Genomic DNA, 24,880 nt, shown 5'->3' with positions numbered 1-24,880 from the left:
GTGTCAGCAGATGTGGTAAGGTTGAGTGTCGGCGAGGAGCAGAGGTCCAGCAACAATGACTTTGAGGCGAACCAGAGCTTACGGTGCATCCGGCTTGGTTCTAGCGGTTTGCACTTTGTTTGCTTGGCAGAACGCCACTGCTGCTCACAACTGCCACGCAGCCGCGACGCCTGGCGTCAATTGGCACGAGTGTGACAAGAAGCTTCTCATCCTAGAAGGACAGGACCTGAGCGGGGCGAACCTGTTCGGTGTTGATTTCACTTCGACCGACCTCAGGAACAGCAATCTCCTTGCGGCAAATCTTGAGAAGGCAACGCTTGTGCGTGCTTCCCTGGCCGACTCGACCGCCAAAGGCGCCCGGTTCGACAGAATCGAGGCCTACAGGACCGACTTCAGCCGTATGGACGCGCAGGGCGCTGTGTTTGCGAGCGCGGAAATCCAGCGCTCGAATTTCCAAGGCGCCAACCTGACCAATGTTGATTTCACAAAGGCAGAATTGGGGCGTGCGCAGTTCCATGACGCCGATATCAGCGGCAGCCGCTTCTCGTTTGCCAATCTCGCACGGGTGGACTTCCGAGGAGCGACGTTCACCGCGCCGATAGACTTTGACCGCGCCTTTTTCTTTCTGACCCGTATCGAGGGCGTCGACCTTTCCAATTCGGTGGGTCTGTCCCAGTGGCAGCTCAACATGGCTTGCGGAGACGCCCGGACCGAGTTGCCTTCTGGCTTGACGAGGCCTAAAGATTGGCCCTGTCAATTCCAGCAGGAATAGTTGTCGGCAAGCGAACTGCGGCAATGCTGCACCGAAGAGGATGAAATTGGGCACCGCTATGTCATTGCTGCGCCTATTGATTTCTGAGATCGCCGCTCTGAATGGAAGGTCCGCCTTGCGCGCCACAAGCATACGAAGAATGGAGCCCGGCACCCCTGCAACGGGCGGCGGCCCTTACCACACTCGAACTCCGAAAATCTCCGAAACGTGTTGCGGCCGAGCGCCACAAGAGCCATAATCAGTCCCCGAACGAAATAACGCAGACGGCTTTGTTTGCCGCGTGGCGAGTGGTTGTTCGCGGGCCCGGGAAGGGCAAATCACAGGGAATTCGCCATGGACAAGGTCTCTCGGCGAAATTCAGTTCGCCTCGTGCTGGCGGTCGCAGCCGCCCTGTTTGCAACCTCGCTGCCGTCTTTTGCCACGGAGGAAGCAGTTTCCCTGGCGATCAAGGGTTATGACCCGGTCGCCTATTTCACCCTTGGTAGTCCCACGCGAGGGCTGCCGGAGATCGCGTACGAATGGGACGAGCACCGCTACCTCTTCGCGAACACTGAGCATCGCGAACTTTTCAAGGCCGATCCTGTACGCTACGCGCCGCAGTTCGGAAATTTTTGTGCAATGGCGCTGGCCCTGGGCGAACTCGACGAGGCCAACCCGGAGAATTGGCTGATCAGCGACGGCAAGCTTTATATTTTCGGCAAGCCGGCCCCGATGGGACCCGCGCTCTTCCGGCAGGACCTTGCTGCGAACATCGCGAAGGCCAACCAGAACCGCGCGCTACTTCAAGGACATTAGCGGTTCATTCTCTCGGCCGGTGGCAGGTCGCCTGTGACGGGGTAGAGGCGGGCCTTGCGGAATCCGTCGCGCAGATGTTCGAGATCGCCAGAGCTTAGAAACTTGGTTCCGAACTCCTGCGGGTCGAAGGTTGGGTCCATGCGGCGTATCATCGTCACGACACGCGCGGCGTCCTCCGCTCGGTTGTGTTGTGCATAGGCGGCCGCCAGTAGGATACGGCTGAAGTTCGCGCCTGCGGTCGTTCGAAGATTAAGTTCCGCCTGTTCGATCGCCGCGTCGTACCGCCGTTTCAGATAGTAGGCCAGGCTCAGCGCAAAGCGATCGATCGCATTGAGATCGGGGTCGATGCGCTGCGCCTGCTCCAAGGCTTCGATCGCCTCATCCGTGTGTCCCAGCCACAACAGGATGGTGCCGCGCCCGGCGAGGCCGTGGGCATCGTTCGGATTGATCGCAATGGCGCGCTCGATCTCCGCCTCTGCCTGGTTGTATCTCTGATGAAAGAGGTGGATGTGGCCGAGAGTGATACGCGCGCGCACGTCGGAATCATCAAGTCTCAGCGCCTTGGTTGCCAGTTCCTCGGCACGGCTCAGGAACGCGGTCGGCGATTCCGCCCAGCCCATCGAGCTCGCTAAATGATAGGTTTCGGCAAGTGCCGCATAGGCAGCAGCGTAGTTCGGGTCAAGCTCGATGGCGCGTTTGAGCAGGGCGCGCGCCTCTACATTGTTTGCATGCGTCGGGCGCTGCAATGCCGGCCTGGCGCGCAGCACGTAATCATAGGCTGCGAGATTTTCGGTTGGCTTTGTGAACACGCGATTTTGTTCGATCTGCGTCACGCGAATCGCCAGGACTCTGACAATGTCAGTGACAATGTTGTCCTGCAGCGCAAACACGTCCGCCAGCGCCTCCTCGAAGCGTGCAGACCAAAGCACTCGTCCCTGCCTTGTGTCGACGAGTTGCGCGATGACCAGCACACGGTCGCCGGTCTGGCGGACGCTGCCTTCGACCAGATAGCTGACGGCGAGTCCGCGGCCGATCTCCTCCGGGCTTGCTGGCTTTACTTTGTAGGGGAGGACAGCGTTCCACGACATCACGGTCAGCGCGGAGAACCGACCCAGTGCGTTGATGATATCCTGCGTCAATCCATCCGCGAAATACTCACGAGCCGAATCGTCGCTGTGGTTCAGGAACGGGAGAATGGCGATCGCGGGTTTCGTGCCGACTTCAGTACTTTTTGTGACTTGATCGCCTGAGCGCAGAATGCTGAGAAATTTCCACTCAGAGCCAAGACCGGTCCACAGCGCGCCTACAGCAAGCAAAATCATCAGTGCCAGAGCAGCGTACAATCCCCGGCGCCAGCCGGCGGGCGCCGGAGCGGCCGTGGCGTCGAGCCGCACGCGAAAGGCGCGCACCGGCCGAGCGATGTTCTTGAGCTTCTGTTCGCCGATATCCTCAAAGGTAATGTCGAGCTTGCCTTGCACGTCTTCCTGCACGCGGCCCGAGACGCAGATGCCGCCAGGCTCCGCGAGCCCCTCCAAGCGAGCCGCCACGTTGACGCCATCCCCGAAAATGTCGTCACCCTCGATGATGATGTCGCCGACATTGATGCCGACGCGGAACTCGATACGTTGTCCCGCCGGCGCCGCGACATTGCGTTCCGCCATGCCGCGCTGGATCTCGACGGCGCAGCGCACGGCCTCGACCACACTCGCGAACTCGACCAGCATCCCATCGCCGGTGGTCTTGACAATCCGCCCGCGGTGTTCGTTGATCTTTCGGTCGACCAGAGCACGCCGATGCGCCTTCAGCTGGGCGAGCGTCCCTTCCTCGTCGTTGCCCATCAGCCGGCTGTAACCGGCGACGTCGGCCGCTAGAATGGCCGTAAGTCGCCGCTCTACATGCTCGGTTGACAATCCAACTCTCCCAGCGCGGAGTAGCCCACCACATCGGCAGCAAGAATGGCAGCAAGCTTGCGATCCACGACGGCGTTCTTTAAGACCACTTATGCCCGAGGAATGCACCGTAGCAGAAGTCGGGCGCATTGTATCGCCGCAAGGCCCTTTGCTGTGCATGCACCGGAAGGTCTGGAATGGATCGAGGTCGTGTGAAAACTCGACGCCGGGCGCGAACCTTGAGAATGTCGTTCCTAAGTTTTATGTAAAATGAGAATTCGGATGCTGCTCGGGGGCTTCGCGCGATGTTCTCCGAGAACGAGATTCTACTCTCTGGCTTCGGCGGCGCGTTTTAAGACGGCCTGGACCAAACCGGACGCGCGCTACACGATTTTGGAATGTACATTACCCTTCCCGAGAGATAGGTGACAGTTCATTCCGGAGACATGGGTTACACTTCCAGCCTTTGCGAGGAGAGCAAAGGTGCCTTGGCAGGAGTGCAACCTTATGGACGAGCGTCTCAAATTCGTAGCGCGGCTTCTGGATGGCGAGAAGATGGCGGTGGTCTGCCGGGAGTTCGGAATCTCGCGCAAGACCGGCTACAAGCTCATCAACCGCTACAATGACAGCGGGCTGGAAGGGCTGACTGACCGCTCGCGGCGGCCTTACCGGCACGCCAATCAGCTTCCTTTCCAAATCGAGAAGCTGATTGTGCGTGCCAAGCAGGACAAGCCCAACTGGGGCGCGCCGAAGATCAGGGAGCGATTGGTGCGGCTCTATCCGGACGTTCATTGTCCGGCGATCTCGACGGTGCATGCGGTGCTCGACCGCCACGGCTTGGTCAAGCGCCGCAAGCGGCGACGCAACAGGGCCACGGGAACGCCGCTGTCTCACGTCGCCGCGCCCAATGAGTTGTGGTGCGCCGATTACAAGGGCGAGTTCATGCTGGCCGACCGGCGCTACTGCTATCCGTTGACGGTCAGCGACTTCGCCAGCCGTTATCTGTTGGCCTGCGAGGCTTCACACCACCAAGGAGGCCTATGCTTTCACCGTGTTCGAAAGCGTTTTCAGGGAATTCGGCCTGCCTGGGGCGATCAGAACCGACAACGGCGTGCCCTTTGCCAGTCCCAATGCGCTGTTCAATCTCTCCCGGCTGTCGGTGTGGTGGTTGAGGCTTGGCATCGCCATCGAGCGCATCAAGCCCGGCTGCCCGCAGCAGAACGGCCGCCATGAACGCATGCATCTGACCCTGAAACTGGAGACCACCAAACCGGCCGGCGCCAACTTCCTGCAGCAGCAGGCCAGGTTCGATGACTTCGTCGAGGAGTACAACACCGAACGCCCGCACCAGGCGCTCGATATGGCCTGCCCTGCCGAGCGCTACAGCCTCTCGCCGCGACCCTATCGGGGACTGCCGCAGCTCGACTACCCTTTCCACGACAAGGCAGTCACCTTCACCACCTGCGGGCGCATCTGCTACAATCGCAAGAAGATCAATCTCAGCCAGGTCTTCGCCGGCCAGACCGTCGGCGTCAAACTGGTGTTCGATCGACTTCGCCGCGATGCTCGCGGCGAAGCCTCCAACCGAGACGACGAGCGACCGGTTTTCGATAGGCGACTGTCATAACGCCTCGTCATCCCACAGCGCCGAGCCGGGCTTTTCCAGCAGGCGTCTTGCGAGATGCCTGACCTGCTCTTCCTCGGCTTCCGGATCGACGCTTTGTGCTTCAAGCGCCATTGTGTGGCGGGCAGGCCTGACGCGGCGCCTTGCCAGCCTGAGGGCGCGTTCTTCGGTAAGGGTTTCGAGCGGCTTGCGCGGCACCAGCGCATAGACGAGGTCGCAGTCCAGCGCCCGGGCGGCGCGTTCAAGCGAATCGAGCGTGATCGCATTGGTGCTTTCGGCTTTTTCGATGGCGACGGCGCGCGGCTGGCTGACGCCCAGCCGCTTTCCAAGCTGTGCCGTCGTCATGCCGAGCGCTTCGCGGATCGCCTTGATCCAGCCGCGCGGCGGCCTTGCGAATCCCTCCCGGGTTCGCAAGGGGCTGAGCCTCTTGTCGAGCTGGCGTCTGGCTGTGGCGCGTTCCTGCGGGCGCATTTTGATAACCTTATCATTATTCAAACATGTTCATGCAATAGCTTACATATTATCAACTTGTAAACTTATGATAATGTATATGTTATTGCCAACGGCGGGTCTAATCAGCCAAACTCGGTCGATGAATCGCTTTTCACGATATCTGGAGCATCTGCGCTTCGAATACCGGCCACGTGTTTCGCAGCGGCTCGCCGATTTTTCGACGTATCGTGCGCGGCGTTTCCTGAAAGAAACAGGACCGATCGGCGTCCTCGTCGACAATGCCGTGCTGGGTCATGCCACGACCCATGAAACCGCCTGGATTTCCACGGGGGACAAGCTGTGGGGGCCGCACACGATCAAGACCGGTTACGCAGCGCGCATTTCCGTACACGCTGCCGACTCGGCAGCCCGTGAGTATGAGCATATCCGCTATCTGCCCGGCCTAATTTCTCTCTCGCGCCATGATCATGTCACGCTCGACGAGAGATTCTACCAGCCCCCCGGGCGGTTCCGCGGCTACGGCTACTGCGATCACAATTTGTTCGAAGGGGTGAGGACGGAGAGCATCGACGGCATCGCCTTCCCCACTCTTGGACCGTCACGGATGGGGCTTCCGGGCGCCGAAGACCAGAAACGCCAGCGGCTGCAGGAAAAGGAGACAAGCGATCCGGACCTCGATCCGGCTCAGGACGCGGTCATTAGTGCGGAGCTTCTCAACCTGCCAAATCGCAAGCCGGGAGAGGCGCCTAGCGCTGCAGTGATGGTAGCGGGAGAGGGACTTGAACCCCCGACCCCAGGATTATGATTCCCGTGCTCTAACCAACTGAGCTACCCCGCCAGGGCGGCGAAAGGCCCGAAATCCGCCTTAAATCGGAAGGCATATCGAAGCGTTCGCCAAGGTCGGGCGGATATAAGGTTGGGACGGCAAGCCTGTCAAGCATCGATGCAGCCGGCATGCCGGGCATATTTCATCGCATCGGAATCGATTTTTGCTGCGCTGACCTTCGGTTCGGAAAGCACGATGCGAAGATTCAAAGTCTCGAGACGCGCACTTTGTGCGTCCAAGTGGACGCATGTCGTTCTAATCGCCGAAAAGCTTTGCCGGGCAGACATTTGAGCGCACCTGCCGGGGTTGAGTTCGCCGGGGCGCGCCGCTATGTCTCGGCCACGAAATTCTAGAGTTGGAATTGATGAAACCGCGCATTGCAGTCCTCGGTTGCGGATACTGGGGCAGCAACCACATCCGCACCCTCAAGGCGCTCGGCGCGCTGCACGCGGTCTCGGACGTCAACCGTGCCCGTGCCGAAGGGTTCGCCAGTGAACAGGATTGCCTGGCGATCGAGCCGGAGGCGCTGTTTGTCCGCAACGACATCGACGCCATCGTCATGGCGCTGCCGCCGCAGTTCCACGCCGACATGGCGGTGCAAGCCGTCCAGGGGGGCAAGGACGTGCTGGTGGAAAAGCCGATCGCGCTGACGGTGGCGGATGCCGAGCGTTCGGTGAAGGCGGCGGCCGATAATGGCCGCGTCTTCATGGTCGGCCATGTGCTGCGCTTTCATCCCGCCTTCGAGACGTTGAAGGCGTTGATCGACAATGGCGAGCTCGGCGAGGTCCGTTATATCCATTCGCACCGGCTCGGGCTCGGCAAGTTCCACACCGAGAACGACGCGCTGTGGGATCTTGCGCCGCACGATCTGTCGATGATCCTCGCCATCACCGGCACGGAACCGATCGAGGTGCGCGGCGAGGGGGCAGCGCTCCTCGATAATCTCAGCGATTTCGCGCATCTGCACATGCGTTTTCCCAACGGTCTGCGTAGCCATCTCTTCGCGTCGCGGCTCAATCCCTACCGCGAACGACGGCTGACCGTGGTCGGCACCAAGGCGATGGCGGTGTTCGACGATGTCGAACCGTGGGAGCGCAAGCTCGCCGTCTACCGCCACGCGGTATGGCAAGACAGCGGCCAATGGGCCTTTACCACCAACGAGCCGTCCTATGTGGCGGTGGGCGAGGGCATGCCGCTGACGCGAGAGCTCGAGCATTTCATCCAATGCATCGAGACGCGGGCAGAACCGCGCACCAGCGGCGAGGAAGCCATCAGGGTGCTGCGCATCCTGACTGCAGGCACGGTTACCCACACAGGATCGTCTTCCTGAGCGAGAAGCGCGCCGCCGTGTTAGACTAGAGCCCTGATCTATCCCGGTAGAATCGGGATCATTCGGCGGGAACCCGCGCTGGCCGGGCCGCCAGCCGCGTCAGCATCGCCTCGGCCTCGGCGCCACGCTCGGAACGCTCGATGAAACCGCCACCGAACACGCGGGCCTCGTTGCCGTCGTCGGAATAGAGCACGCAGGCCTGGCCGGGCGCGATGCCGGACTCGCCGTCGACCAACTCCACCGAGGTGATGCCGGCGCTGTGATGCAGCACGGCGGGGCGTGGCGGGCGCGTCGAGCGGACCTTGGCGAAAAGCTCCAGCCCGGCCGGCGGGATGTCGGACAGCGCGGCGTCGCCCAGCCAGTTCATGTCGCGCAAATAGATCTTGTGCGTCTCCAGCGCCTCGCGCGGGCCAACGACGACGCGGGCCCGGTCGGCGTCGAGATGGACGACGTAGAGCGGCTCACCCGAGGCGACGCCGATGCCGCGGCGCTGACCGATCGTGTAGCGCAAAATGCCTTCATGGCGGCCGAGAACGCGGCCGTCGATATGGACGATGTCGCCTGGATTGGCGGCAGCCGGCTTCAGCTTGGCGATGATGTCGGAATATTTGCCCTGCGGCACGAAACAGATGTCCTGGCTGTCCTGCTTGGCGGCGACCGTCAGCCCCATGTCCTCGGCTATGGCGCGAACCTCCGGCTTTGACAGGCCGCCGAGCGGAAAGCGCAGATAGTCGATCTGTGCCTGTGTGGTGGCGAACAGGAAATAGCTCTGGTCGCGGTCCGCGTCGACCGGCCGGTACAGGGCGCGATGGGCGCCGTTGGTGCCGGAACGGATGTAATGGCCGGTGGCCAGCGCGTCGGCGCCGAGCTCCTTGGCGGTTGCCAGAAGGTCGGCGAACTTCACCGTCTGGTTGCAGGAAACGCAAGGGATCGGCGTTTCGCCGGCCACATAGCTCTCCGCGAAGGGGTCGATCACCGCCTTGCGGAAGCGCTCCTCGTAATTGAGCACATAATGCGGAATGCCGAGCGTCTCGGAGACGCGGCGAGCATCATCGATGTCCTGGCCGGCGCAGCACGAGCCGGCCCGGTGCGTTGCGGCGCCATGGTCATAGAGCTGCAGCGTGACGCCGACGACACCGTAGCCCTCGCGCTTCAAAAGACCGGCAACCACCGACGAATCGACGCCGCCCGACATGGCGACAACGACGCGGGTGTTTTCGGGACGTCCGGGAAGATCGAGGCTGTTCATGGTTCTTTCGTTCTGCACGGCGCCTGAATGACGACGCTTGAATGCCAATGGCAGGAATATAGGTCAAGCTTTCCAGGTGCGCCAGCTTCGCGAGCTGGCCGATTTTTTTGAACGGATTCAGCGCTTGCGGGCGGATATCTCAAATGCCGACGAAAAGACTAACGCGGCGTTCATGATCCTTACCTAGCTATTAGGGTCTGCTTAGGCAAATTTTAAAGCTGTGGCGGTATTGTGGTGTGGATTGGGTCTTTGAGTTTTTGTAGAGAGTACGATGACCGATCTTGTTAGACCGCGAGTCAAATATGTTATTGGGCCTGACGGCAGCCCCCTTACGATTGCCGATCTGCCGCCTACGAACACTCGTCGCTGGGTTATCCGGCGCAAGGCGGAAGTGGTGGCGGCTGTGCGCGGCGGGCTTTTGAGCCTCGAAGAGGCGTGCCAGCGCTACAAGCTGACTACCGAGGAATTCCTGTCCTGGCAGGCGTCGATCGACGAGTATGGCCTTGCCGGGCTGCGCACGACGCGCATCCAGCAATATCGGCATTAAGGCTGGTTCGAGGAAGTCAAAAGGCGCGACAATCCGCGCCCTTTTTGTTGCCGGAACGGTTCTCTCTGCTTCAGACCGTTAGCACCACCTTGCCGATCGGCCTAGTGGCGAGAAAGGCATGGGCAGCGCCTGCTTCTTCGAGCGGAAAGGTCTTTGCCACGTGGACGGCAAGCTCTTTCGCATCGACAAGCTTGCCAAGTTCGACAAGGTCCGCGCGATCGGGCACGACGGACATCCGCTCGACGCGGATGTCTTTCGCCTTGGCTTCTGCCTTGGCGGTGTCGTCGACGTTGAGCAACGACACCAGCACGCCGTCGGCCTTGAGCACCTTCAGCGAGCGCTGCGCATGGGCGCCGCCCACCGACTCCAGGACGAGGTCGATGTCGTGGACCTTGTCGACGAAATCGTCTTTCGTGTAATCGATCACTTCGTCGGCTCCCAGCGAGCGGACGAAGTCGAGCTTTTCCGGGCTGGCGGTGGCGACGACATGAGCGCCGCGCGCCTTGGCGATCTGTACCGCCAGATGCCCGACCCCACCGGCCGCCGCGTGGACCAGCACGCGTTGGCCTCGTTCGAGCCTGCCATGGCGAACAAGACCTTGCCAGGCCGTCAGGCCGGCCAGGGGCAGCGCCGCGGCATGGATGTGATCGATGCCTTTCGGCTTCGGGGCAATCTCGTCCGCCGGGACAGCAGCCAACTCGGCATAGGCGGCCGCCTGCTTGGGAAAGCGCGGCATCCCGAACACGGCGTCGCCGACCTTGAGGCTGGTTACGCCTGAACCCAGCGCCTCGACGGTTCCCGAAACATCCCAGCCAAGGATAAAGGGCGGCTCGCCGAGCAGCGGGTAGCGCCCGGCGCGAACCGCGCCGTCGACCGGATTGATGCCAGCGGCGCCGATGCGGACAAGCACCTCGCCGGCCTTGGGCGAAGGCGCGAGGCGATCGGCAATGACGAGGACTTCGGGTCCGCCGACGGAATTCTGGATAATGGCACGCATTGAGGTCTCCTGCTTGTTGGTGCGCCACTATCACCTGGATAGTAATATGCGGTTGTCTAGTATGTACCTCTTTGATATATAGGTACCTCATGGATAGTGAGGATAAATCCCCTTTCGGCTACGATGCGTTCCGGCGGACGTGCCCTTCGCATACGGTGCTTGAGATGCTCGCCAGCAAATGGGTCTATCTGGTGATCTGCGCATTGCGCCGGGGCCGAATGCGCAATGGTGAATTGGCGCGCAAGCTCGAAGGCATCTCCCCGAAAATGCTGACGCAGACGCTGCGCGTCCTCGAACGCGATGGCCTGGTGCGGCGCGAGATCTTTCCGGTTATCCCGCCGCGGGTCGAATACGAATTGACCGAACTCGGCCAGAACCTGGCGGGGCTGCTCAATCAGATAAGATCCTGGTCGGAGCAGCATGCGCCTGACATTAGGGATGCCCGGGCGCGGGCGGTCGCGGAACATGAAGGGGATTTGGTCGCGTAGGCGTGAAACCGGTGGCTGCTCGACCAATGAGCGGCGACGTTCCAGATGAGCAACGCCCTGATCGCCGGGCGTTTGATTGGGCTTAAAAGCCCTGTTTTCAGCCGATCATGGCGCTGCGGCCGCCGGTTTCGGCGTCGCGGATCTTGGTGTCGCGCGATTCGAGCATTTCCGCTTTGGAAAGTTCCGCCTCGGCTTCGCCGAGCAGTGATTCGGCGACGCTTCGCTGCTGGGCGAGGTCGCTTTGCGAATTTCTAAGGTTGTCGCGGCGCAGGCGCGCTGCCTTGGCGAAGGTCGGATAGGCAAAATGGTTGATGTCGGTGATGCCGGCCTTCTTTTCTTCGGCGGTGATCTGAAGCTCCAGTTCCACAGCCATACGCTCGAACTCGGCGATCATCATGTCGAGTTGCAGCAATTGCCGCCGCTTCTCGTTCACCTGAAATTGCTTCAGCCGAACGAGGTTTTCACGTGACTTCATGATTCGGTACTCCTGGAAACGCACACCTGCACATATCGTCCAATCCACCTGGCAAACGCAGGCTTCGCCCGTCTCCACCGACTTTACCGGAACTATGGGAAACAAACTCCTAAAGTTTTTTGCCGGCGGTAACCATTCGTTTACGGGCATTGTTAATCATACGGCTCAGGACTTAAGGCCGGGTAAAAATTCCGGCTCTCGACGCGGAAGGACGGCCGGCGAGTCCGAAGAGTCACTTAGTCTGGCTTATTAATGTTTTGCATTAGCGGTTTGGTCCTGTGATTCGTCATTAGATTCAACAAGGTGTAGAAAGGGGTTAAAAAATCTGATACCGTCATCGGCACGGAATTAGGTTTTGTTAACCATTCGATGGCAGCCTCTGCTCAGGCAATCACTGCTCCGGTCCTAGACGGGTCGTGAAATGGTCCGGCAGCAGAAAAGGGGAATGAAATGCGTGTTCTGCTGATAGAAGATGACAGTGCAACCGCACAAAGCATCGAGCTGATGCTGAAATCGGAAAGTTTTAATGTCTATACGACCGATCTTGGCGAAGAAGGTGTCGATCTAGGCAAGCTCTACGACTATGACATCATCCTTCTCGACCTCAATCTTCCTGACATGTCGGGATATGAGGTCTTGAGAACACTTCGTCTTTCCAAAGTGAAGACACCGATCCTCATCCTCTCCGGCATGGCCGGCATCGAGGACAAGGTACGCGGCCTCGGCTTCGGCGCAGACGATTACATGACCAAGCCTTTCCACAAGGACGAGCTGGTCGCCCGCATCCACGCCATCGTGCGGCGTTCCAAAGGTCATGCCCAGTCGGTCATCACCACCGGCGACCTGGTGGTCAATCTCGATGCCAAGACTGTCGAGGTCGGTGGCCAGCGCGTGCATCTGACCGGCAAGGAATACCAGATGCTGGAGTTGCTCTCGCTGCGCAAGGGCACCACGCTCACGAAGGAAATGTTCCTCAACCACCTTTACGGCGGCATGGACGAACCGGAACTGAAGATCATCGACGTCTTCATCTGCAAGCTGCGTAAGAAGCTTGACGCCGCTTCCGGCGGCCAGAATTACATCGAGACGGTTTGGGGCCGCGGCTATGTGCTGCGCGAGCCGGAAGATATCCGCGTCAGCGCCTGAACCGACAACGCCGACCCGATCGGTTTTTCCGACAAAAATCCGGCTTCGGCCGGATTTTGCGTTTGTGTTGCAGATATTGGAGCGACGTGCGTCCACTTGGACGCAGAAGGTATGCTCCAATGTGCACATGATCCGTTCGGGACCGAAGGTCGGCTGACGATCGGGCGGGTCAGGCGGCTGTTTTCAAGGTGCGGAAGCACTCGAGAAGTTGCGGCCGGTTGAACGGCTTCAGCAGATAGCCTTGAGCGCCGGCGCGCTTTGCCCGCATGATCGAAGCGACGTCGACCTCAACCAGCGAAATCAGGATCTGGGGCCGAACCGGGCTTTCCATGGCGCGCACGCGGCGGATGACGTCCACAGCCTGAATGTCCGGCAAGGCACCGTCGACGATGATGATGTCCGGCATGTCGGCAGCGCACATCTCGACCGCGTCAAGCCCGCTGGCTGCTTCGATGACCAGCATGTCGGAACCGCTCAGGATGCGCCTTGCAACCTTCCTGATGACGCTCGAATCGTCGACGAACATGCAGCGTTTCATTTCCCAGCCCCCTTTGCCATGCGGCAATCCGGCAGCGTCACCGTACTGAAAGACACCATAGGTCCATCCGGTAAAGAAGCCGAAAAGCCATTAGGTAAAATTTTTGCAAGAACGGCTTTTACGTAGGTTTCTTCATGGATGCTTCAGGCCAATCTAGGCGCGGAGGCTCATCGCATTCGAGTGCGGCAGCTTAGTAAGTATTTCTTGGAAAAATACTTATCTGCTCTTTTCAACCAGCTTGGTAACTTCAGGCAGCGGAAAGCACGATTTCTTCCGCGGTCGCGTGAATCGATATCGTCATGTTGGCCTCGCGCGCCAGGAGCAGCGTGTAATAGGGCTGCACCGAATGCGCGTCGATTGGTTCCTCGGGCTTGTGACCAGAATGGAGTTCCAGGAATTTGGGTGGCACGCGCAGCATCGGACCGCTCGCGGCGAGCGCAAAGCGTGGTTCGGTGTCCAGGTTTTCGAGTGTGACCGCAAGCTTGCCGCCACGCGGAATGGCGGCGTTGGCGACGAGAATGAGGTTGAGCAGCAGCTTGACCTTGTTCTTGGGCAACAGCGCGCGGGTTCCGTTCCAGACCAGTTCCGGCTTCTCGTTCTTCAGGAAGGCGATGGCAACGGCCTCGGCGTCCCCGGTGTCGATCATCATGCCGGCAGAACCGGCTGCGCCGAACGCGATGCGGGCGAATTGCAGGCGGGCCGAAGCGTTTCTGGCGCTCTGGCGAATCAATTTCATGGCGTCTTCGTCGGCGCCGCCTTCATCGAGCAGCTCAAGCCCGTTGTTAATGGCGCCGACCGGTGAAATGATGTCGTGGCAGACCCGGCTGCACAAAAGCGCTGCGAGATCCGGTGCGGAAAGGGTGAAAAGCTCAGCCATAGGCGAAAGTCCCTGCAAAATTTCACTAGAAATGGCCGGGCGATCGATGATCACGCCTGTCCATGCGAATCACGCTCTCTCCCACGGCCTACTGAATACACAGCGCCTGAGCGTGCAGCAACAAATCCGGAATTGTCATTATCGAAAAAGCACGCAGGGTACGGATACTGCGCGGGCGACGCGAAATCAGCCTTCTAACCGCCATCTTCATGTGAAAGCTTAATGGTTGAAAAAGGATTACGGCATAGTTTGCCCATAACAGTCATCCTAACGGCCGCCAAAGAGCCGCACGGGTGCGAGGCGTCGGCGAAAGTGCTCCCTGACGGAGATTGGAAGCATGTTTTCCCGATACTACGACCGGACTTTTTTCCGTGTCATCTCTGACCGGACCTTTTTCCGTGTCATCTCAATGGCGATCGCTCTCATGGGCCTTGTCGTCTTTTCAACCTCGGCTTCGCGGGCCCAGGAATACACCGCTCAGGAGATCGTCGATTCCGGTCATAAATTCTTCGGCGCGACGTCGGGCGGGCTCGCCACCGTCGTCGAGAAGATTTTCTCCTCCTACGGCCTGCCCAATGGCTATTTGCTTGGCGAGGAGGGCTCGGGTGCGCTGATCGGTGGCCTGACCTATGGCGAGGGCACGCTCTACACCAAGAATGCCGGCGATCACAAAGTGTTCTGGCAGGGGCCGTCACTTGGCTGGGATTTTGGCGGCGAGGGCTCGCGGGTGATGATGCTGGTCTATAATCTCGACGATGTGAACAGCCTCTACAATCGTTTCGGCGGCGTTGCCGGCTCTGCCTATATCGTGGCCGGCGTCGGGTTCAACGTGATGAAGAACAACAATATGCTGCTGGTGCCGATCCGTACCGGCGTCGGCGCCCGGCTTGGCGTCAATCTCGGCTATCTCAAGCTTACCCAGCGAGCGACCTGGAATCCGTTCTGAGCAGGTGGCTGCCTCATCATCTCGACTGGTTCCAGCTTCGCGATCTGAACATTGCTGCGGCAGACCCTTGCCGCAGCGCTGGAATTCCGTCATGCGAACGTGGCACAGTCCCTAACGGTCGTTTGCCGTCCATAACGGATAGTCACCTTGGTTCAGTCGGTCCTGTTCTTTGTCCTAGGCTTTCTCTGCGCCGCCTTTCTGGCGCTGATGATTGCCCCGGCCATCTGGCGGCGGGCCGTGATGCTGACGCGCCAACGTGTCGAGGGCTCGATGCCGCTGACGCTGGCCGAGATCCAGGCGGACAAGGATCGCATCCGAGCCGAGTTCGCCATGTCGACGCGCCGGCTCGAAATGAGCGTCAAATCGTTGCGCGAGAAATCGGCTGAACAGCTTGTCGAGATCGGCCACTGCCGCGAGGCGCTGAAGGGGCTGGCGGTCGAGCAGAAGGACAAGAAACGGGCACTTTCCGAACTCGAGGCCAAGGACGAAGAACTTCGCCAACGCGAAGACCAGATGCAGCTCCTGTCGGATCGGCTTGCTCAAGCCGAGCGTGCTCTGGAAAAGCGTGCGCTCGACCTGGAAAAGCTGGAGCATATGTATGACGACGCCAGCTTTTCTTCCAGCAGCCGTCAGATCGAACTTGTGGCGCGCGAATCCGAACTGCAAAAGCTGGCCGACGACATTTCAGTGCTGCGCAGCCAGCGCAAGGAGGCGGACAGGCGTCAGCAGGAGATCGCAGCCGAGAGCAAAGCAGCGCGAGACGCTTTGAAGGCCGAGAAGAAAAGGACCGGCGACCTGGACAAGAAGGTCGAGCGCCTGCTCGCCACGCTTGCCGATCGCGAGGACAAGCTTGGCCGCCGCGAAAAGGAAATCGCGCGGCTTCGCGAAAAGTCGAAAAGCGAAAGCGTGGAAAACGCGTCGGCGATGCGTCTCGTCGGAGCGCAAGGCAATCAGGCCGATGCGGCCGTCCGGGGCGGCGACGTCGAAAATGCGATCGCCAAGCTCGACAGCGAGCGGGAGCGGCTGGAGGCGAGGCTGACGGCGCTGGCCCACGAGAACAAGAGGCTGAAAACGGATCTTGCCGCCTTCGAAGCATCCCGAGACGGCAACGACACGCGCCGCGCTACCGCGGCGTTGCGCGAGCAGATGAGCGACCTGGCGGCGCAGGTCGTCGTCTTGACGGCGAAGCTCGAGGGGCCAGAGTCGCCGATCGCCAAGGTGCTTGCGGCACCCAAGCAACCGGGAAGTGGCGAACGCAGCCTTGCCGATCGCGTGCGGGCGCTGCAGAAAGCCGAACCGACGCATTGAAACCCAGGCAGTTGGGTGCTGTCTTCCGCGGTTCAGGTCCTGCTTGCGGAAAAATGATGCAATGCGATGGCCGACGCGGCGGCGACATTCAGGCTGTCAAAACCTTCAGCCATGCCGATCCGCACCGTCCGAAGGCGGGCGAGCAGGCTCTCGGGCAGGCCTTCGCCTTCGGTGCCGAGGTAGAGCGCCAGCCGTTCAGTCCTTTTGGCATCGCGGATGTCGGTTTGCCCGCGCGGCGACAAAGCGAACTGGCCGAAGCCCAGCTGGTCGAGCGTCGCGGTGAAACCGACGGTCTCGGTGAAGGAGGCGAAGGGAACTTTCAGCGCGGCGCCGACCGAGACGCGGATCGCCTTGCGGTACAGCGGATCGCAGCACGTCGCGTCGAGGAACACGGCATCGGCGCCAAAGGCGGCGGCGTTGCGAAAGATGGAGCCCATATTGTCATGGTTGGCGATGCCGACCAGCACGACGATCAGCGCGCCGGCGGGCAAAGTGTCCAGCAAGGCCTCTGCGGGCTGCGCCGCGCCCTTGCGGCCGATCGCCAATATACCGCGATGCATGTGGAAGCCGGCGATTTTGTCCATGACCTCGCTGGCCGCCACGTAAACCGGAAGGTCGAAGGGCGCCTTGCGCAGGGTTCCATCGAGGCCGGCCAGCCGGCTTTCGAGTACCAGCACTGATTCGGCCGTAAAGCGCTTGGCCGAAAGCAGCATTTCGAGCACCACCTTGCCTTCGGCAACGAAGCGGCCTTGCCGGCCGGCAAGATCGCGCTCGCGAATGTCGAGATAGGCGGCGACGCGCGGGTCCTGCGGGTCGTCGATACGAATCGGGCGCATCTGTTCCTCAGCGAGGAAAAATTGTCAGCGAGGTAAGAGGCGCGTGGGCCGGTTCTTGTCTTTATGCGTGTCGTCGTCCCAAAAGCGCTGGGCTCCCGGTTCACGCCCAAGAGCATGCTTTGGGGCGACATACATCAACTGGTCAAGCCCCGGCTCGGCGCAGGCGGTAGGCCATCTGCGACAACTCACCCTCACCGAAAATCCCGTCAAGCATGTTGAGAAGTTCGCGCACGGCCTCGGATTTGCAAGAATAATAGATCATCTGCCGGTCGCGCCGAGTCTCGACGAGATCGAGCGCCCGCAATTTGGCCAGATGTTGTGACAGGGCGGATTGGCTGAGCAGAACCTTCTCTGCGATAGCGCCGACCGACATTTCACCATCCGCCAGATAGTTCATGATCAACAGTCGTTTCTCGTTGCCCATCAGCGTCAGAAACGTAGCCGCTGATTCGGCGTTGGCGATTAGTTTTGTCGAGACCATCGATCCCCCATACCTTCCTACTTATCCGACGCTATGGGGGCAATAGCGTCTGATTCCATAAATTCACTTGTGAATGTGCGCTGGCGATTCAACGCTACCGGGAAAGGGTAGAACATTTGGCTCAAATCTCAAGGCTTGCTTTCGATCCAACGTGATTAACTGTCGGGCTTTGTATTGTCCACCACCGCTCGGCCGGTCTTTGCCATGTCGACCAGAACGTGCCTGAGTTCGCGCGCCGTCCCCAACGGCTCGGGGAAGAAGACCCGACAGACATCGTCGCCCAACGCCAGGTCCATCCCATCGGCATCGAAGCCGGTGACGACCCAGCCGTCACCTGCGGCTCCGGCGAAATGGCGCGCATAGACGGCAATTGCGTCGCTATGGTCGGCATTCATGTGATCGAGGGCAGATTGTTCGCCGGCGGCAAGCTCTTCGACGACCGGTGCGGTCGTGACCAGATCGGCGCGCTCGAGCAAATACGCCTTGCCGAAGCCGCCGTTGAGGCTGGCGCGCTCCGGCTCGAGACGGAAGATCGAGAAGTCGCCAAGTCCGGCATAGAGCTTCGCCTTGGGATTGCGGTTGAGATAGCGCCGTTCGGCGCGGGCATGCTCGCCGGATCCGCGCTCGAGCCGCGCCGCTCGACAGACGAGCGTTATTCGCGGGTGCGCCAGCGGGTCGCCTTTGCCGGGCTCGCCGACAAGCAGCGAACAGCGCGGGTCGGCAAGGATCGCGCCGGTATGCGCGGACAGCATCGATACGAGGATCAGCGGCGTGCCGTCGATATCGGTGGCGACGCCAACCCTGCTGGCCAGCGGCGAACCGGTCCCGGGCTCGATCACCGCCAGCGCGCCGAAACGGGCGCTGCGAATCAGAGTCTTCGCCAGCCTGATCGCCTTGGCGTCCGTTTCGCGGATCACATCCTTTTTCCGATCGTCCAAAATGCTCACCGCCTTAAGCTGATCTTGCTTGTCCAGTTATCCCTGTCACACCGGATTTGGCAAGGGCCTCAGTCTCGCTTTCCGAAAGGCCGAAGCGTGCCAGCACGGTCGCCGCCCGACGATCGTGATCGACCGGCATGGCGGCAAGCGTCGGCCGGGAGCGCGAAAAGCGCGGCGCCGGGGCGGGGCGCTCAAGCGCCCCCGACGTTACAAAGGCGTTGCGAGCGCGGTTGTGCGGATGATCCCTGGCTTCCCGCAGCGACAGAACCGGTGCAACACAAGCATCAGTCGCAGTGAAGAGACGGTCCCAGTCGTCCCGTGTCTTCTGTCCGACCCGATCGACAATGGCGGCGTGCATCTCTGGCCACAACGTCCTGTCGTATTGGCCGTGCACAAAACGCTCGTCGAGCGGCAGCAGTCTTGCGAATTCGGCGAAGAACCGGGGTTCAAGACAGCCGACGGCGATGTGCCGTGCGTCCGCCGTCTCATAGGTGTCGTAGAAGGGCGCGCCGGAATCGAGCAGGTTTGCGCCGCGCCGGTCACGCCAGAGGCCCGCTGCCATCAAGGCGTGCACAGGTGTCGCCAGCATCGAAGCACCTTCGGTCATCGCGGCGTCGATCACTTGACCCCTGCCGGAGCGCGAGCGCTCAAACAAGGCGGCCAGTACGCCGGCAAGCAGCATCATGGCGCCGCCGGCATAGTCGGCGACGAGGTTGAGCGGTGGGACAGGCCGGCCTGCTTCCTGGCCGATGGCGTGCAGCACACCGGAATAGGCGAGGTAGGTGATGTCGTGGCCGGCACGGTCCGATAGCGGTCCGTCCTGACCGAACCCCGTCATGCGGCCGTAGATCAGCGTCGGGTTGCGCGCCAATGCCGCGTCCGGCCCGAGGCCAAGCCGCTCCATGACGCCTGGGCGAAACCCTTCGATCAGCGTGTCGGCCTTTTCGGCAAGGCGCAGCACCAGTTCGACGCCTTCCTGACGCTTCAGGTCAATCCGCAGGATGGAGCGGCCGTGACGGTCGATGTCGTATTCGTCCGGTAGCGACAGCAACGGCTGGGTTGACCCAGGCCGCTCGATGCGCAGCACCTCGGCTCCCATCTCCGACAACATCAGGCCGGTCAGCGGCACAGGTCCAAGCCCGGCCATTTCGATCACCGTCAGACCGGCGAGCGGACCGGTCTTCGCTTCCGAAGAGACTTCGGCACGCATGGTCGGCTACTTCGGCGCCATGCGAATGGCGCCATCGAGACGGATGGTCTCGCCGTTGAGCATCTGGTTTTCGATGATATGCAGCGCTAGCGCTGCATATTCGGAAGGCTCGCCGAGACGGGACGGGAAGGGCATTGCGGCACCCAGCGAATCCTGCACCTCTTGCGGCATGCCGGCCATCATCGGCGTCTTGAAGATGCCAGGCGCGATGGTGCAGACGCGAATGCCCGACCGGGCAAGGTCGCGCGCCACTGGCAGCGTCATGCCGACGACGCCGCCCTTTGAGGCTGAGTAGGCCGCCTGGCCGATCTGGCCGTCATAGGCGGCGACCGATGCGGTGTTGACGATGACGCCGCGTTCGCCGCCCTCCAGTGGCTCAAGCTTCGCAGCCCGGTCGGCGACGAGGCGGATCATATTGAAGGTGCCGATCAGATTGACCTCGATCACCTTGCGGTACTGGTCGAGCGGGTGCGGACCGTCCTTGCCGATCGTCTTCATGCCGATGGCGATGCCGGCGCAATTGACCAGGATACGGGGTTCGCCGAACTTTTTTGCCACTTCCGCAACGCAAGCCGCACCGCCGTCGGCGCTGCTCACGTCGCATTGGACGGCAATGCCGCCAATATCGGCCGCAACCTTCGCCGCGCGCTCGATGCCGAGGTCGAGGATGGCAACGCTGGCGCCCTTAGCAGCCAGCGCACGCGCCGTCGCCTCGCCGAGGCCGGAGCCCCCACCGGTGACGATAGCAATCTGGCTGTTCGGGTTCATGTCGGCGTCCTCCAACTAAAGCGCGTCGCGTTGAAACGGAGTCAACCGACGCGCTTTAAAGTCTTTGTTGTTTTATGCATGTCGTTGTCCCAAAACCGCTGCTCACCTTTGGGCGGCATGCATTACAGCGCCGCGCGTCCTCTTGGACGCGCAAAGGACGCTGTAGCACTTTGATTTTGCGCATGATCCCCAGCGAAAATCGATTCCGATTTTCGGAAAGGATCATGCGCCCGGGCGCATGCTACGAAGCCCGACAGGGCGGCGCAACAGCATCCGGATGGTCACGCCATCACGGCGACGTGCGCGGCTACCCTTGCCTGATCGGCGTGGCAAACCTCCCCTATCAGCCTTGCCACCGCGCCCGGCACGATCTCATGCGACAAAAGCCGGTCGAGGTCGACCGGGCGCGGCATGGAAATTTGCCCACGCGGGATTCTCTTGAAGCCAAGCGGGCCGTAATAGGGCTCGTCGCCGACAAGCATCACGGCTGACATGCCGGCCTTGGCGGCGGCTTCCAGCGCGATCGCCACCAGCCGGCGGCCGATGCCGAGATTCTTGAAGGCCGGCCGCACGGCAAGCGGCCCGAGCATCAGCGCGCGGCCGGCGCCGGCCGCGATGCGCGTCATGCGCACCGAGGCGACAACGATATCGCCATCGACAGCCACGAAGGACAGAGCGCGCTCATGCGGGCCGCCCTCACGGATTTTGTAGGCGGCCAGCACGAAACGGCCCGGCCCGAAGGCTTCGTCGTTGATGGCTTCGATTTCGGGGTCATGCGCCGGGGTTTCCGGCAGGTATTTCACGTCGGCAAGGCTCATGGTCTTTGCGTTCCGGTATACGGGGAAAGGTTTGCTGCAAACGGCAGCGTTCGCCAGTCAGCGCTTCATCAAGCGCGGGCGCCCTCTCGTCGTCGGTCGGACCGGATCAAAGCAAAGTCGAACATGCGGATTTCCGCTAGCACCAATCTTCAGCCACCGCAATCGGCCGTTTTCGGTTGCCGCGCTTCGTTGCTGTCCCGGCGATTGACGAACTGTTCAACGCCTGGCGATTTGCGTGCGGTCGCCTTGCGCCTACATCGCTTCACAGACGAAAGGACATTGCATGGGATTGCTGGTCGACGGCAAATGGCAGGATCGGTGGTACGACACCAAGGACAGCGGCGGCCGGTTCGTGCGGGCGCAGTCGCGATGGCGCGACTGGGTCACGGTTGACGGCGCGCCGGCCGAAGGCCGCGAACGCGGCTTCAAAGCCGAGCCCGGTCGCTACCATCTCTATGTCTCGCTTGCCTGTCCCTGGGCGCACCGGACGCTGATCTTTCGAGCACTGAAGAAGCTCAAGGACGTGATTTCCGTCTCGGTCGTCCATCATTTCATGGGCGCCAACGGCTGGACATTCCTGGCCGAGGACGGCGCCACCGGCGACACGCTCTACGACCTCGATTTCCTGCATCAGATCTACACCAAGGCCGATTCCGCCTATTCCGGCCGCGTGACGGTGCCAGTTCTATGGGACAGGCGAGAGCAAACAATCGTCTCCAACGAGTCCTCCGAGATCATCCGGATGCTCAATTCGGCCTTTGACGAATGGGGCGATGCCAGCCTCGACTTCTATCCGCAAGCACTGCGCGGCGAGATCGACGCGGTCAATGCGCTGGTCTATCCCTCGGTCAACAACGGCGTCTACCGCGCTGGCTTCGCCACCACCCAAGCGGCCTATGAGGAAGCGTTTGGCGAACTGTTCTCGGCGCTCGACCAACTCGAGGAGCGCCTGTCTCGCCAGCGTTATCTCGTCGGTGACCGCATCACCGAGGCCGATTGGCGGCTGTTCACCACGCTGGTCCGCTTCGATCCGGTCTATGTCGGCCATTTCAAGTGCAACCTGCGCCGCATCGCCGACTATCCGAACCTGTCGAACTATCTGCGCGACCTCTATCAGGTGCCTGAAGTCGCAGGCACGGTGAGCCTGCACCACATCAAGGCGCACTATTACGGCAGCCACAAAACGATCAACCCGACGCGCATCGTGCCGGTCGGGCCGGAACTGGACTACGCGGCGCCGCATGATCGCGACCGGTTCAGGAAGGCGGCGTGATCTACCAGTAGGGTGACGCCGCCGCGCCGTCAAAAGTCTCGGCGAGCCGCCGCAATGTGGCCGGTGTCGTGTCCTCCGGCAGACGGTCGAGCGGGAAGAACCCGGCTGCGGCGATCTCGCGGTCCGGCAGCTTCGGCGCCGCCTGATTGAATTGCTCGACCAAATAGAAGCCGACATGGTCGCGGCCGCTGGCCCGATGGTTGAAATGTATCGATTTCAGCACCGGTGGCGCGGCCAATGCGATGTTGCCCTCCTCGGAGAGTTCGCGAGCCAGCGCCTCGATCAGCGTCTCGCCCACCTCGACGCCGCCGCCTGGAAGCTGCCAGCCTGGAACATAGGTGTGGCGAATGAGGAAGACGGAATTGGAGGCGCGGTCGTGGACCAGGCCGCGCACCCCGAGCGTCATCGGTCGCCTCAGCACGAAGTACAGGTGAAACAGCCTTGCCCTGAGGCCCGGCCAGCCGGTCTGGCGTAACGCTTGCTCCGGATCCGGAAGCGTCATCACCCACGAAACCGTGGGTGGAAAGCGGCACGCGCGTCGCTTATGAAGAGAGGATGTTCAGGCTCGCGCATATTTCCGATATCCATCTGGGACCGCTCCCGGGTGTAACGTATCGCGAGCTCGCCTCCAAGCGGGTGGTCGGTTACGTCAACTGGCAGCGCAACCGCCGCCGCCACATGCACGATGCCGTCATCGACACGATCATTGCCGATATGAAGGCGAGCGCACCGGACCACCTGGCCGTCACCGGCGATCTGGTCAATCTGGCGCTCGATGGCGAGATCGAGATGGGTAAGCACTGGCTGGAGACGCTGGGTTCTCCCGATGATGTGTCGGTCGTTCCGGGAAACCACGACGCCTATGTGCCTGGCGCCTTCGACAAGGCCTGCAGGTCATGGGCGGCATGGATGACCGGCGACGGCGTCAACACGCCAGTCGACCGCGACTCTTTCCCCTATCTGCGCGTGCGCGGCAATGTCGCGCTGATCGGTGTCACGACGGCGCGCGCCACGGCTCCGTTCATGGCCAACGGCTTCTTTCTGGAAGATCAGGCGGAAAGACTGCGCGAAGTACTCGACGCCACGGCCAAGCGCGGGCTGTTCCGGGTGGTAATGATCCACCATCCGCCAGTGCGCGGCGCCGTTTCGCAGCCCAAGCGGCTGTTCGGCATTGCGCGCTTCCACAAGGTCGTTCACCGGCATGGGGCCGAGCTTGTGCTGCACGGCCATTCGCACGAGCCGACACTGTTCTTCATCGGCGGTCGCGGTGCCAAGGTTCCAGTCGTCGGCGTCGCCGCTGCGGGGCAGTCGCCCGGCAGCAGGCACCCAGCAGCGCAATACAATTTGTTGGACATCGATGGCGAAAAGGACAACTGGCGGATCAGGCTGACGCGACGCGGCCTGACCGGGCCGGCCATCCCGCCTTCCGATCTGGAGGTTCTGGAACTTGGCGCGGACGCTATGGCCTAGAGCCTGTTCCATCCCGATCGAATCGGGATGGGGGCTTCATCTTCTTGTTTGGTCATGATCTCCAGCGAAAACCGGATTCCACTTTTCAGAATCATGGTCTAAAGCTCAGTCCCATCGCAACGAGGCGGTCCCAGAACAACACGACCGATACGGCCAGCCCGACCAGGGCTCCGGCGGCGATCAGCCCGAGGCCGGAAAGGAAGACCGACCAACCCTTGCCGCGCGAGACGGACCGCAGCGGCGGCTCGGCTTCCAGGACCAAGGCACGTTTCAGTCCTGCGACAGCCTGCTCGACCCCGCCTTCCATCATTCTCTGGCGTTCGACGACGCGCTCCGCGACGTAGCGCGTCACCTGATCGGCAACCGCTTTCATCTCGGTCGATTCTGCGAGCACCACGCGGCCGATGCGGGTGTCCTTGAGAAAACGATAGGTGCGGCGGTCGCGCCCCATGGCGACATGGCTGACGGCGTCGATCCACAGGCGCGGCTGCAGCCCGGACGACACGGCGAAGTCGAAATTGTCCATGTCGGCGGGTACGTCCGCGAAAATGGGCGCGAGTTCGGCGGCAAGTAAATCGAGCCGCATGCGATGCGCCTCGCGCATGTCGACCACGACGTCGTCGCGGTCGGCGAAGGCGTTCTTCACATCGCGGATGGCGTCGGACAGTTTTCGCGACTGATCGATCTGGGTGATATTCTCGCCTGCTTCCTTCATCGGCGTTTGCCTCACGGGTTTGGTTAACAACGAATTAACATAGCCCTCGGCAAAATGCACTTGCGAGATCGATAGGCCTTAAAGCGCGTCGAGCCTGAAAGGGTCGATGCA

26 protein-coding genes, 1 tRNA gene and 1 pseudogene are annotated in these 24,880 nt (G+C 61.3%); 11 read left to right on the top strand and 17 right to left on the bottom strand.

Going from position 1 to position 24,880, the window contains the following annotated elements:
- Positions 1–55 precede the first annotated feature (55 nt).
- Together E5X88_RS20135 and E5X88_RS20130 are read left to right on the top strand one after the other, a co-directional pair.
- A complete protein-coding gene (locus E5X88_RS20135; RefSeq protein ID WP_292164330.1) occupies positions 56–772 on the top strand; it encodes a pentapeptide repeat-containing protein in 717 nt (238 codons plus the stop codon).
- A gap of 333 nt (positions 773–1,105) precedes the next feature.
- Entirely contained in the window at positions 1,106–1,567 is a 462-nt protein-coding gene (locus tag E5X88_RS20130) for a YHS domain-containing (seleno)protein (RefSeq protein WP_292164328.1), read from the top strand.
- On the opposite strand, the gene E5X88_RS20125 is transcribed toward E5X88_RS20130, so the two are convergent.
- Positions 1,564–3,477 carry a tetratricopeptide repeat protein gene (locus E5X88_RS20125; protein ID WP_292164376.1) on the bottom strand — a complete coding sequence of 638 codons (1,914 nt, stop codon included), beginning with the start codon at positions 3,475–3,477 and terminating at the stop codon, positions 1,564–1,566. The genes E5X88_RS20130 and E5X88_RS20125 overlap by 4 nt on opposite strands.
- A gap of 486 nt (positions 3,478–3,963) precedes the next feature.
- Here E5X88_RS20125 and E5X88_RS20120 point away from each other — a divergent pair.
- Positions 3,964–5,011 (top strand): annotated as a pseudogene (locus tag E5X88_RS20120) (IS481 family transposase); the annotation flags it as partial.
- Between the two features lie 66 nt (positions 5,012–5,077).
- Here the strand turns inward: E5X88_RS20120 and E5X88_RS20115 are convergent.
- The 3 genes from E5X88_RS20115 to E5X88_RS20105 form a co-directional block, all read right to left on the bottom strand.
- On the bottom strand, positions 5,078–5,551 hold the full coding sequence (locus tag E5X88_RS20115; RefSeq protein WP_292164327.1) for a mobile mystery protein A: 474 nt from the start codon (positions 5,549–5,551) through the stop codon (positions 5,078–5,080).
- Between the two features lie 133 nt (positions 5,552–5,684).
- Positions 5,685–5,828 (bottom strand): hypothetical protein, encoded by a 144-nt coding sequence (locus E5X88_RS20110; protein WP_292164325.1) that lies wholly within the window; start codon positions 5,826–5,828, stop codon positions 5,685–5,687.
- 466 nt (positions 5,829–6,294) lie between these two features.
- Positions 6,295–6,371: transfer RNA gene (locus E5X88_RS20105), tRNA-Met, on the bottom strand.
- Between the two features lie 352 nt (positions 6,372–6,723).
- Between E5X88_RS20105 and E5X88_RS20100 the strand changes: the two genes are divergently transcribed.
- Positions 6,724–7,689 carry a Gfo/Idh/MocA family oxidoreductase gene (locus E5X88_RS20100; protein WP_292164324.1) on the top strand — a complete coding sequence of 322 codons (966 nt, stop codon included), beginning with the start codon at positions 6,724–6,726 and terminating at the stop codon, positions 7,687–7,689.
- Between the two features lie 58 nt (positions 7,690–7,747).
- Here E5X88_RS20100 and mnmA read toward each other — a convergent pair whose 3' ends face one another.
- Positions 7,748–8,938, bottom strand: coding sequence for a tRNA 2-thiouridine(34) synthase MnmA (gene mnmA / locus E5X88_RS20095; RefSeq protein ID WP_292164323.1), 1,191 nt, complete (start codon positions 8,936–8,938; stop codon positions 7,748–7,750).
- 271 nt (positions 8,939–9,209) lie between these two features.
- On the opposite strand from mnmA, the gene E5X88_RS20090 reads away from it, so the two are divergent.
- Positions 9,210–9,485: a DUF1153 domain-containing protein gene (locus E5X88_RS20090; protein WP_006203587.1), complete on the top strand. Its 276-nt coding sequence runs from the start codon at positions 9,210–9,212 to the stop codon at positions 9,483–9,485.
- A 70-nt stretch (positions 9,486–9,555) separates the two neighbouring features.
- Here the strand turns inward: E5X88_RS20090 and E5X88_RS20085 are convergent, their stop codons facing one another.
- Positions 9,556–10,482, bottom strand: a complete 927-nt coding sequence (locus tag E5X88_RS20085) for an NADP-dependent oxidoreductase (protein ID WP_292164320.1) — start codon at positions 10,480–10,482, stop codon at positions 9,556–9,558.
- A gap of 89 nt (positions 10,483–10,571) precedes the next feature.
- On the opposite strand from E5X88_RS20085, the gene E5X88_RS20080 reads away from it, so the two are divergent.
- A complete protein-coding gene (locus E5X88_RS20080; protein ID WP_366664766.1) occupies positions 10,572–10,970 on the top strand; it encodes a helix-turn-helix domain-containing protein in 399 nt (132 codons plus the stop codon).
- Positions 10,971–11,067: 97 nt separating this feature from the next.
- Here the strand turns inward: E5X88_RS20080 and E5X88_RS20075 are convergent, their stop codons facing one another.
- A complete protein-coding gene (locus E5X88_RS20075; protein WP_029349790.1) occupies positions 11,068–11,445 on the bottom strand; it encodes a flagellar export protein FliJ in 378 nt (125 codons plus the stop codon).
- A 450-nt stretch (positions 11,446–11,895) separates the two neighbouring features.
- Here E5X88_RS20075 and ctrA point away from each other — a divergent pair, with 450 nt between their 5' ends.
- On the top strand, positions 11,896–12,591 hold the full coding sequence (gene ctrA / locus E5X88_RS20070) for a response regulator transcription factor CtrA (RefSeq protein ID WP_006203583.1): 696 nt from the start codon (positions 11,896–11,898) through the stop codon (positions 12,589–12,591).
- Positions 12,592–12,760: 169 nt separating this feature from the next.
- Here ctrA and E5X88_RS20065 read toward each other — a convergent pair whose 3' ends face one another.
- Positions 12,761–13,129: a response regulator gene (locus E5X88_RS20065; protein ID WP_292164316.1), complete on the bottom strand. Its 369-nt coding sequence runs from the start codon at positions 13,127–13,129 to the stop codon at positions 12,761–12,763.
- A gap of 247 nt (positions 13,130–13,376) precedes the next feature.
- The gene (gene chpT / locus E5X88_RS20060; protein WP_126034453.1) at positions 13,377–14,006 is read right to left on the bottom strand and encodes a histidine phosphotransferase ChpT; all 630 of its coding nucleotides are present in this window, start codon (positions 14,004–14,006) and stop codon (positions 13,377–13,379) included.
- A 409-nt stretch (positions 14,007–14,415) separates the two neighbouring features.
- On the opposite strand from chpT, the gene E5X88_RS20055 reads away from it, so the two are divergent.
- Together E5X88_RS20055 and E5X88_RS20050 are read left to right on the top strand one after the other, a co-directional pair.
- Positions 14,416–14,952 carry an EipA family protein gene (locus E5X88_RS20055; RefSeq protein ID WP_292164373.1) on the top strand — a complete coding sequence of 179 codons (537 nt, stop codon included), beginning with the start codon at positions 14,416–14,418 and terminating at the stop codon, positions 14,950–14,952.
- Between the two features lie 147 nt (positions 14,953–15,099).
- Positions 15,100–16,260 carry a hypothetical protein gene (locus E5X88_RS20050; protein WP_292164315.1) on the top strand — a complete coding sequence of 387 codons (1,161 nt, stop codon included), beginning with the start codon at positions 15,100–15,102 and terminating at the stop codon, positions 16,258–16,260.
- A gap of 32 nt (positions 16,261–16,292) precedes the next feature.
- Here E5X88_RS20050 and E5X88_RS20045 read toward each other — a convergent pair whose 3' ends face one another.
- The 6 genes from E5X88_RS20045 to E5X88_RS20020 form a co-directional block, all read right to left on the bottom strand.
- Positions 16,293–17,096 (bottom strand): RNA methyltransferase, encoded by an 804-nt coding sequence (locus E5X88_RS20045; protein ID WP_292164314.1) that lies wholly within the window; start codon positions 17,094–17,096, stop codon positions 16,293–16,295.
- Positions 17,097–17,238: 142 nt separating this feature from the next.
- Entirely contained in the window at positions 17,239–17,577 is a 339-nt protein-coding gene (locus tag E5X88_RS20040; RefSeq protein ID WP_126034449.1) for a metalloregulator ArsR/SmtB family transcription factor, read from the bottom strand.
- Between the two features lie 155 nt (positions 17,578–17,732).
- Entirely contained in the window at positions 17,733–18,515 is a 783-nt protein-coding gene (locus E5X88_RS20035) for a HugZ family protein (RefSeq protein ID WP_292164313.1), read from the bottom strand.
- Positions 18,516–18,528: 13 nt separating this feature from the next.
- Positions 18,529–19,725, bottom strand: coding sequence for a CaiB/BaiF CoA-transferase family protein (locus tag E5X88_RS20030; protein WP_292164312.1), 1,197 nt, complete (start codon positions 19,723–19,725; stop codon positions 18,529–18,531).
- Between the two features lie 6 nt (positions 19,726–19,731).
- On the bottom strand, positions 19,732–20,493 hold the full coding sequence (locus E5X88_RS20025) for a 3-hydroxyacyl-CoA dehydrogenase (RefSeq protein WP_292164311.1): 762 nt from the start codon (positions 20,491–20,493) through the stop codon (positions 19,732–19,734).
- A gap of 281 nt (positions 20,494–20,774) precedes the next feature.
- A complete protein-coding gene (locus tag E5X88_RS20020) occupies positions 20,775–21,311 on the bottom strand; it encodes a GNAT family N-acetyltransferase (RefSeq protein WP_292164310.1) in 537 nt (178 codons plus the stop codon).
- A 283-nt stretch (positions 21,312–21,594) separates the two neighbouring features.
- Between E5X88_RS20020 and E5X88_RS20015 the strand changes: the two genes are divergently transcribed.
- Positions 21,595–22,584, top strand: coding sequence for a glutathione S-transferase family protein (locus E5X88_RS20015; RefSeq protein ID WP_292164309.1), 990 nt, complete (start codon positions 21,595–21,597; stop codon positions 22,582–22,584).
- A 1-nt stretch (position 22,585) separates the two neighbouring features.
- Here the strand turns inward: E5X88_RS20015 and E5X88_RS20010 are convergent, their stop codons facing one another.
- A complete protein-coding gene (locus tag E5X88_RS20010; protein ID WP_292164308.1) occupies positions 22,586–23,086 on the bottom strand; it encodes an NUDIX domain-containing protein in 501 nt (166 codons plus the stop codon).
- A gap of 53 nt (positions 23,087–23,139) precedes the next feature.
- Here E5X88_RS20010 and E5X88_RS20005 point away from each other — a divergent pair, with 53 nt between their 5' ends.
- The gene (locus tag E5X88_RS20005) at positions 23,140–24,054 is read left to right on the top strand and encodes a metallophosphoesterase (protein ID WP_292164370.1); all 915 of its coding nucleotides are present in this window, start codon (positions 23,140–23,142) and stop codon (positions 24,052–24,054) included.
- 91 nt (positions 24,055–24,145) lie between these two features.
- Here E5X88_RS20005 and E5X88_RS20000 read toward each other — a convergent pair whose 3' ends face one another.
- Positions 24,146–24,769, bottom strand: coding sequence for a hypothetical protein (locus tag E5X88_RS20000; RefSeq protein WP_292164306.1), 624 nt, complete (start codon positions 24,767–24,769; stop codon positions 24,146–24,148).
- Positions 24,770–24,880: the final 111 nt, after the last annotated feature.

Origin of the sequence: Mesorhizobium sp. (genome assembly GCF_004962245.1) — a bacterium.
Taxonomy (GTDB): domain Bacteria; phylum Pseudomonadota; class Alphaproteobacteria; order Rhizobiales; family Rhizobiaceae; genus Mesorhizobium.
Note: the sequence above shows the minus strand (reverse complement) of the source record. Positions and strands in the feature narration are given on the sequence as shown.

Excerpts from the sequence above, each read along its gene's own strand:
- E5X88_RS20090 (WP_006203587.1), top strand. The coding sequence starts at position 9,210 with ATGACCGATCTTGTTAGACCGCGAGTCAAATATGTTATTGGGCCTGAC.
- E5X88_RS20080 (WP_366664766.1), top strand. The coding sequence starts at position 10,572 with ATGGATAGTGAGGATAAATCCCCTTTCGGCTACGATGCGTTCCGGCGG.
- E5X88_RS20100 (WP_292164324.1), top strand. The coding sequence starts at position 6,724 with ATGAAACCGCGCATTGCAGTCCTCGGTTGCGGATACTGGGGCAGCAAC.
- E5X88_RS20045 (WP_292164314.1), bottom strand. The coding sequence starts at position 17,096 with ATGCGCCCGATTCGTATCGACGACCCGCAGGACCCGCGCGTCGCCGCC.
- E5X88_RS20020 (WP_292164310.1), bottom strand. The coding sequence starts at position 21,311 with ATGAGCCTTGCCGACGTGAAATACCTGCCGGAAACCCCGGCGCATGAC.
- E5X88_RS20000 (WP_292164306.1), bottom strand. The coding sequence starts at position 24,769 with ATGAAGGAAGCAGGCGAGAATATCACCCAGATCGATCAGTCGCGAAAA.
- E5X88_RS20025 (WP_292164311.1), bottom strand. The coding sequence starts at position 20,493 with ATGAACCCGAACAGCCAGATTGCTATCGTCACCGGTGGGGGCTCCGGC.
- E5X88_RS20130 (WP_292164328.1), top strand. The coding sequence starts at position 1,106 with ATGGACAAGGTCTCTCGGCGAAATTCAGTTCGCCTCGTGCTGGCGGTC.
- E5X88_RS20005 (WP_292164370.1), top strand. The coding sequence starts at position 23,140 with ATGTTCAGGCTCGCGCATATTTCCGATATCCATCTGGGACCGCTCCCG.
- E5X88_RS20030 (WP_292164312.1), bottom strand. The coding sequence starts at position 19,725 with ATGCGTGCCGAAGTCTCTTCGGAAGCGAAGACCGGTCCGCTCGCCGGT.
- ctrA (WP_006203583.1), top strand. The coding sequence starts at position 11,896 with ATGCGTGTTCTGCTGATAGAAGATGACAGTGCAACCGCACAAAGCATC.
- E5X88_RS20010 (WP_292164308.1), bottom strand. The coding sequence starts at position 23,086 with ATGACGCTTCCGGATCCGGAGCAAGCGTTACGCCAGACCGGCTGGCCG.
- E5X88_RS20135 (WP_292164330.1), top strand. The coding sequence starts at position 56 with ATGACTTTGAGGCGAACCAGAGCTTACGGTGCATCCGGCTTGGTTCTA.
- E5X88_RS20075 (WP_029349790.1), bottom strand. The coding sequence starts at position 11,445 with ATGAAGTCACGTGAAAACCTCGTTCGGCTGAAGCAATTTCAGGTGAAC.
- E5X88_RS20065 (WP_292164316.1), bottom strand. The coding sequence starts at position 13,129 with ATGAAACGCTGCATGTTCGTCGACGATTCGAGCGTCATCAGGAAGGTT.
- E5X88_RS20085 (WP_292164320.1), bottom strand. The coding sequence starts at position 10,482 with ATGCGTGCCATTATCCAGAATTCCGTCGGCGGACCCGAAGTCCTCGTC.
- mnmA (WP_292164323.1), bottom strand. The coding sequence starts at position 8,938 with ATGAACAGCCTCGATCTTCCCGGACGTCCCGAAAACACCCGCGTCGTT.
- chpT (WP_126034453.1), bottom strand. The coding sequence starts at position 14,006 with ATGGCTGAGCTTTTCACCCTTTCCGCACCGGATCTCGCAGCGCTTTTG.
- E5X88_RS20040 (WP_126034449.1), bottom strand. The coding sequence starts at position 17,577 with ATGGTCTCGACAAAACTAATCGCCAACGCCGAATCAGCGGCTACGTTT.
- E5X88_RS20115 (WP_292164327.1), bottom strand. The coding sequence starts at position 5,551 with ATGCGCCCGCAGGAACGCGCCACAGCCAGACGCCAGCTCGACAAGAGG.
- E5X88_RS20055 (WP_292164373.1), top strand. The coding sequence starts at position 14,416 with ATGGCGATCGCTCTCATGGGCCTTGTCGTCTTTTCAACCTCGGCTTCG.
- E5X88_RS20015 (WP_292164309.1), top strand. The coding sequence starts at position 21,595 with ATGGGATTGCTGGTCGACGGCAAATGGCAGGATCGGTGGTACGACACC.
- E5X88_RS20110 (WP_292164325.1), bottom strand. The coding sequence starts at position 5,828 with ATGACCCAGCACGGCATTGTCGACGAGGACGCCGATCGGTCCTGTTTC.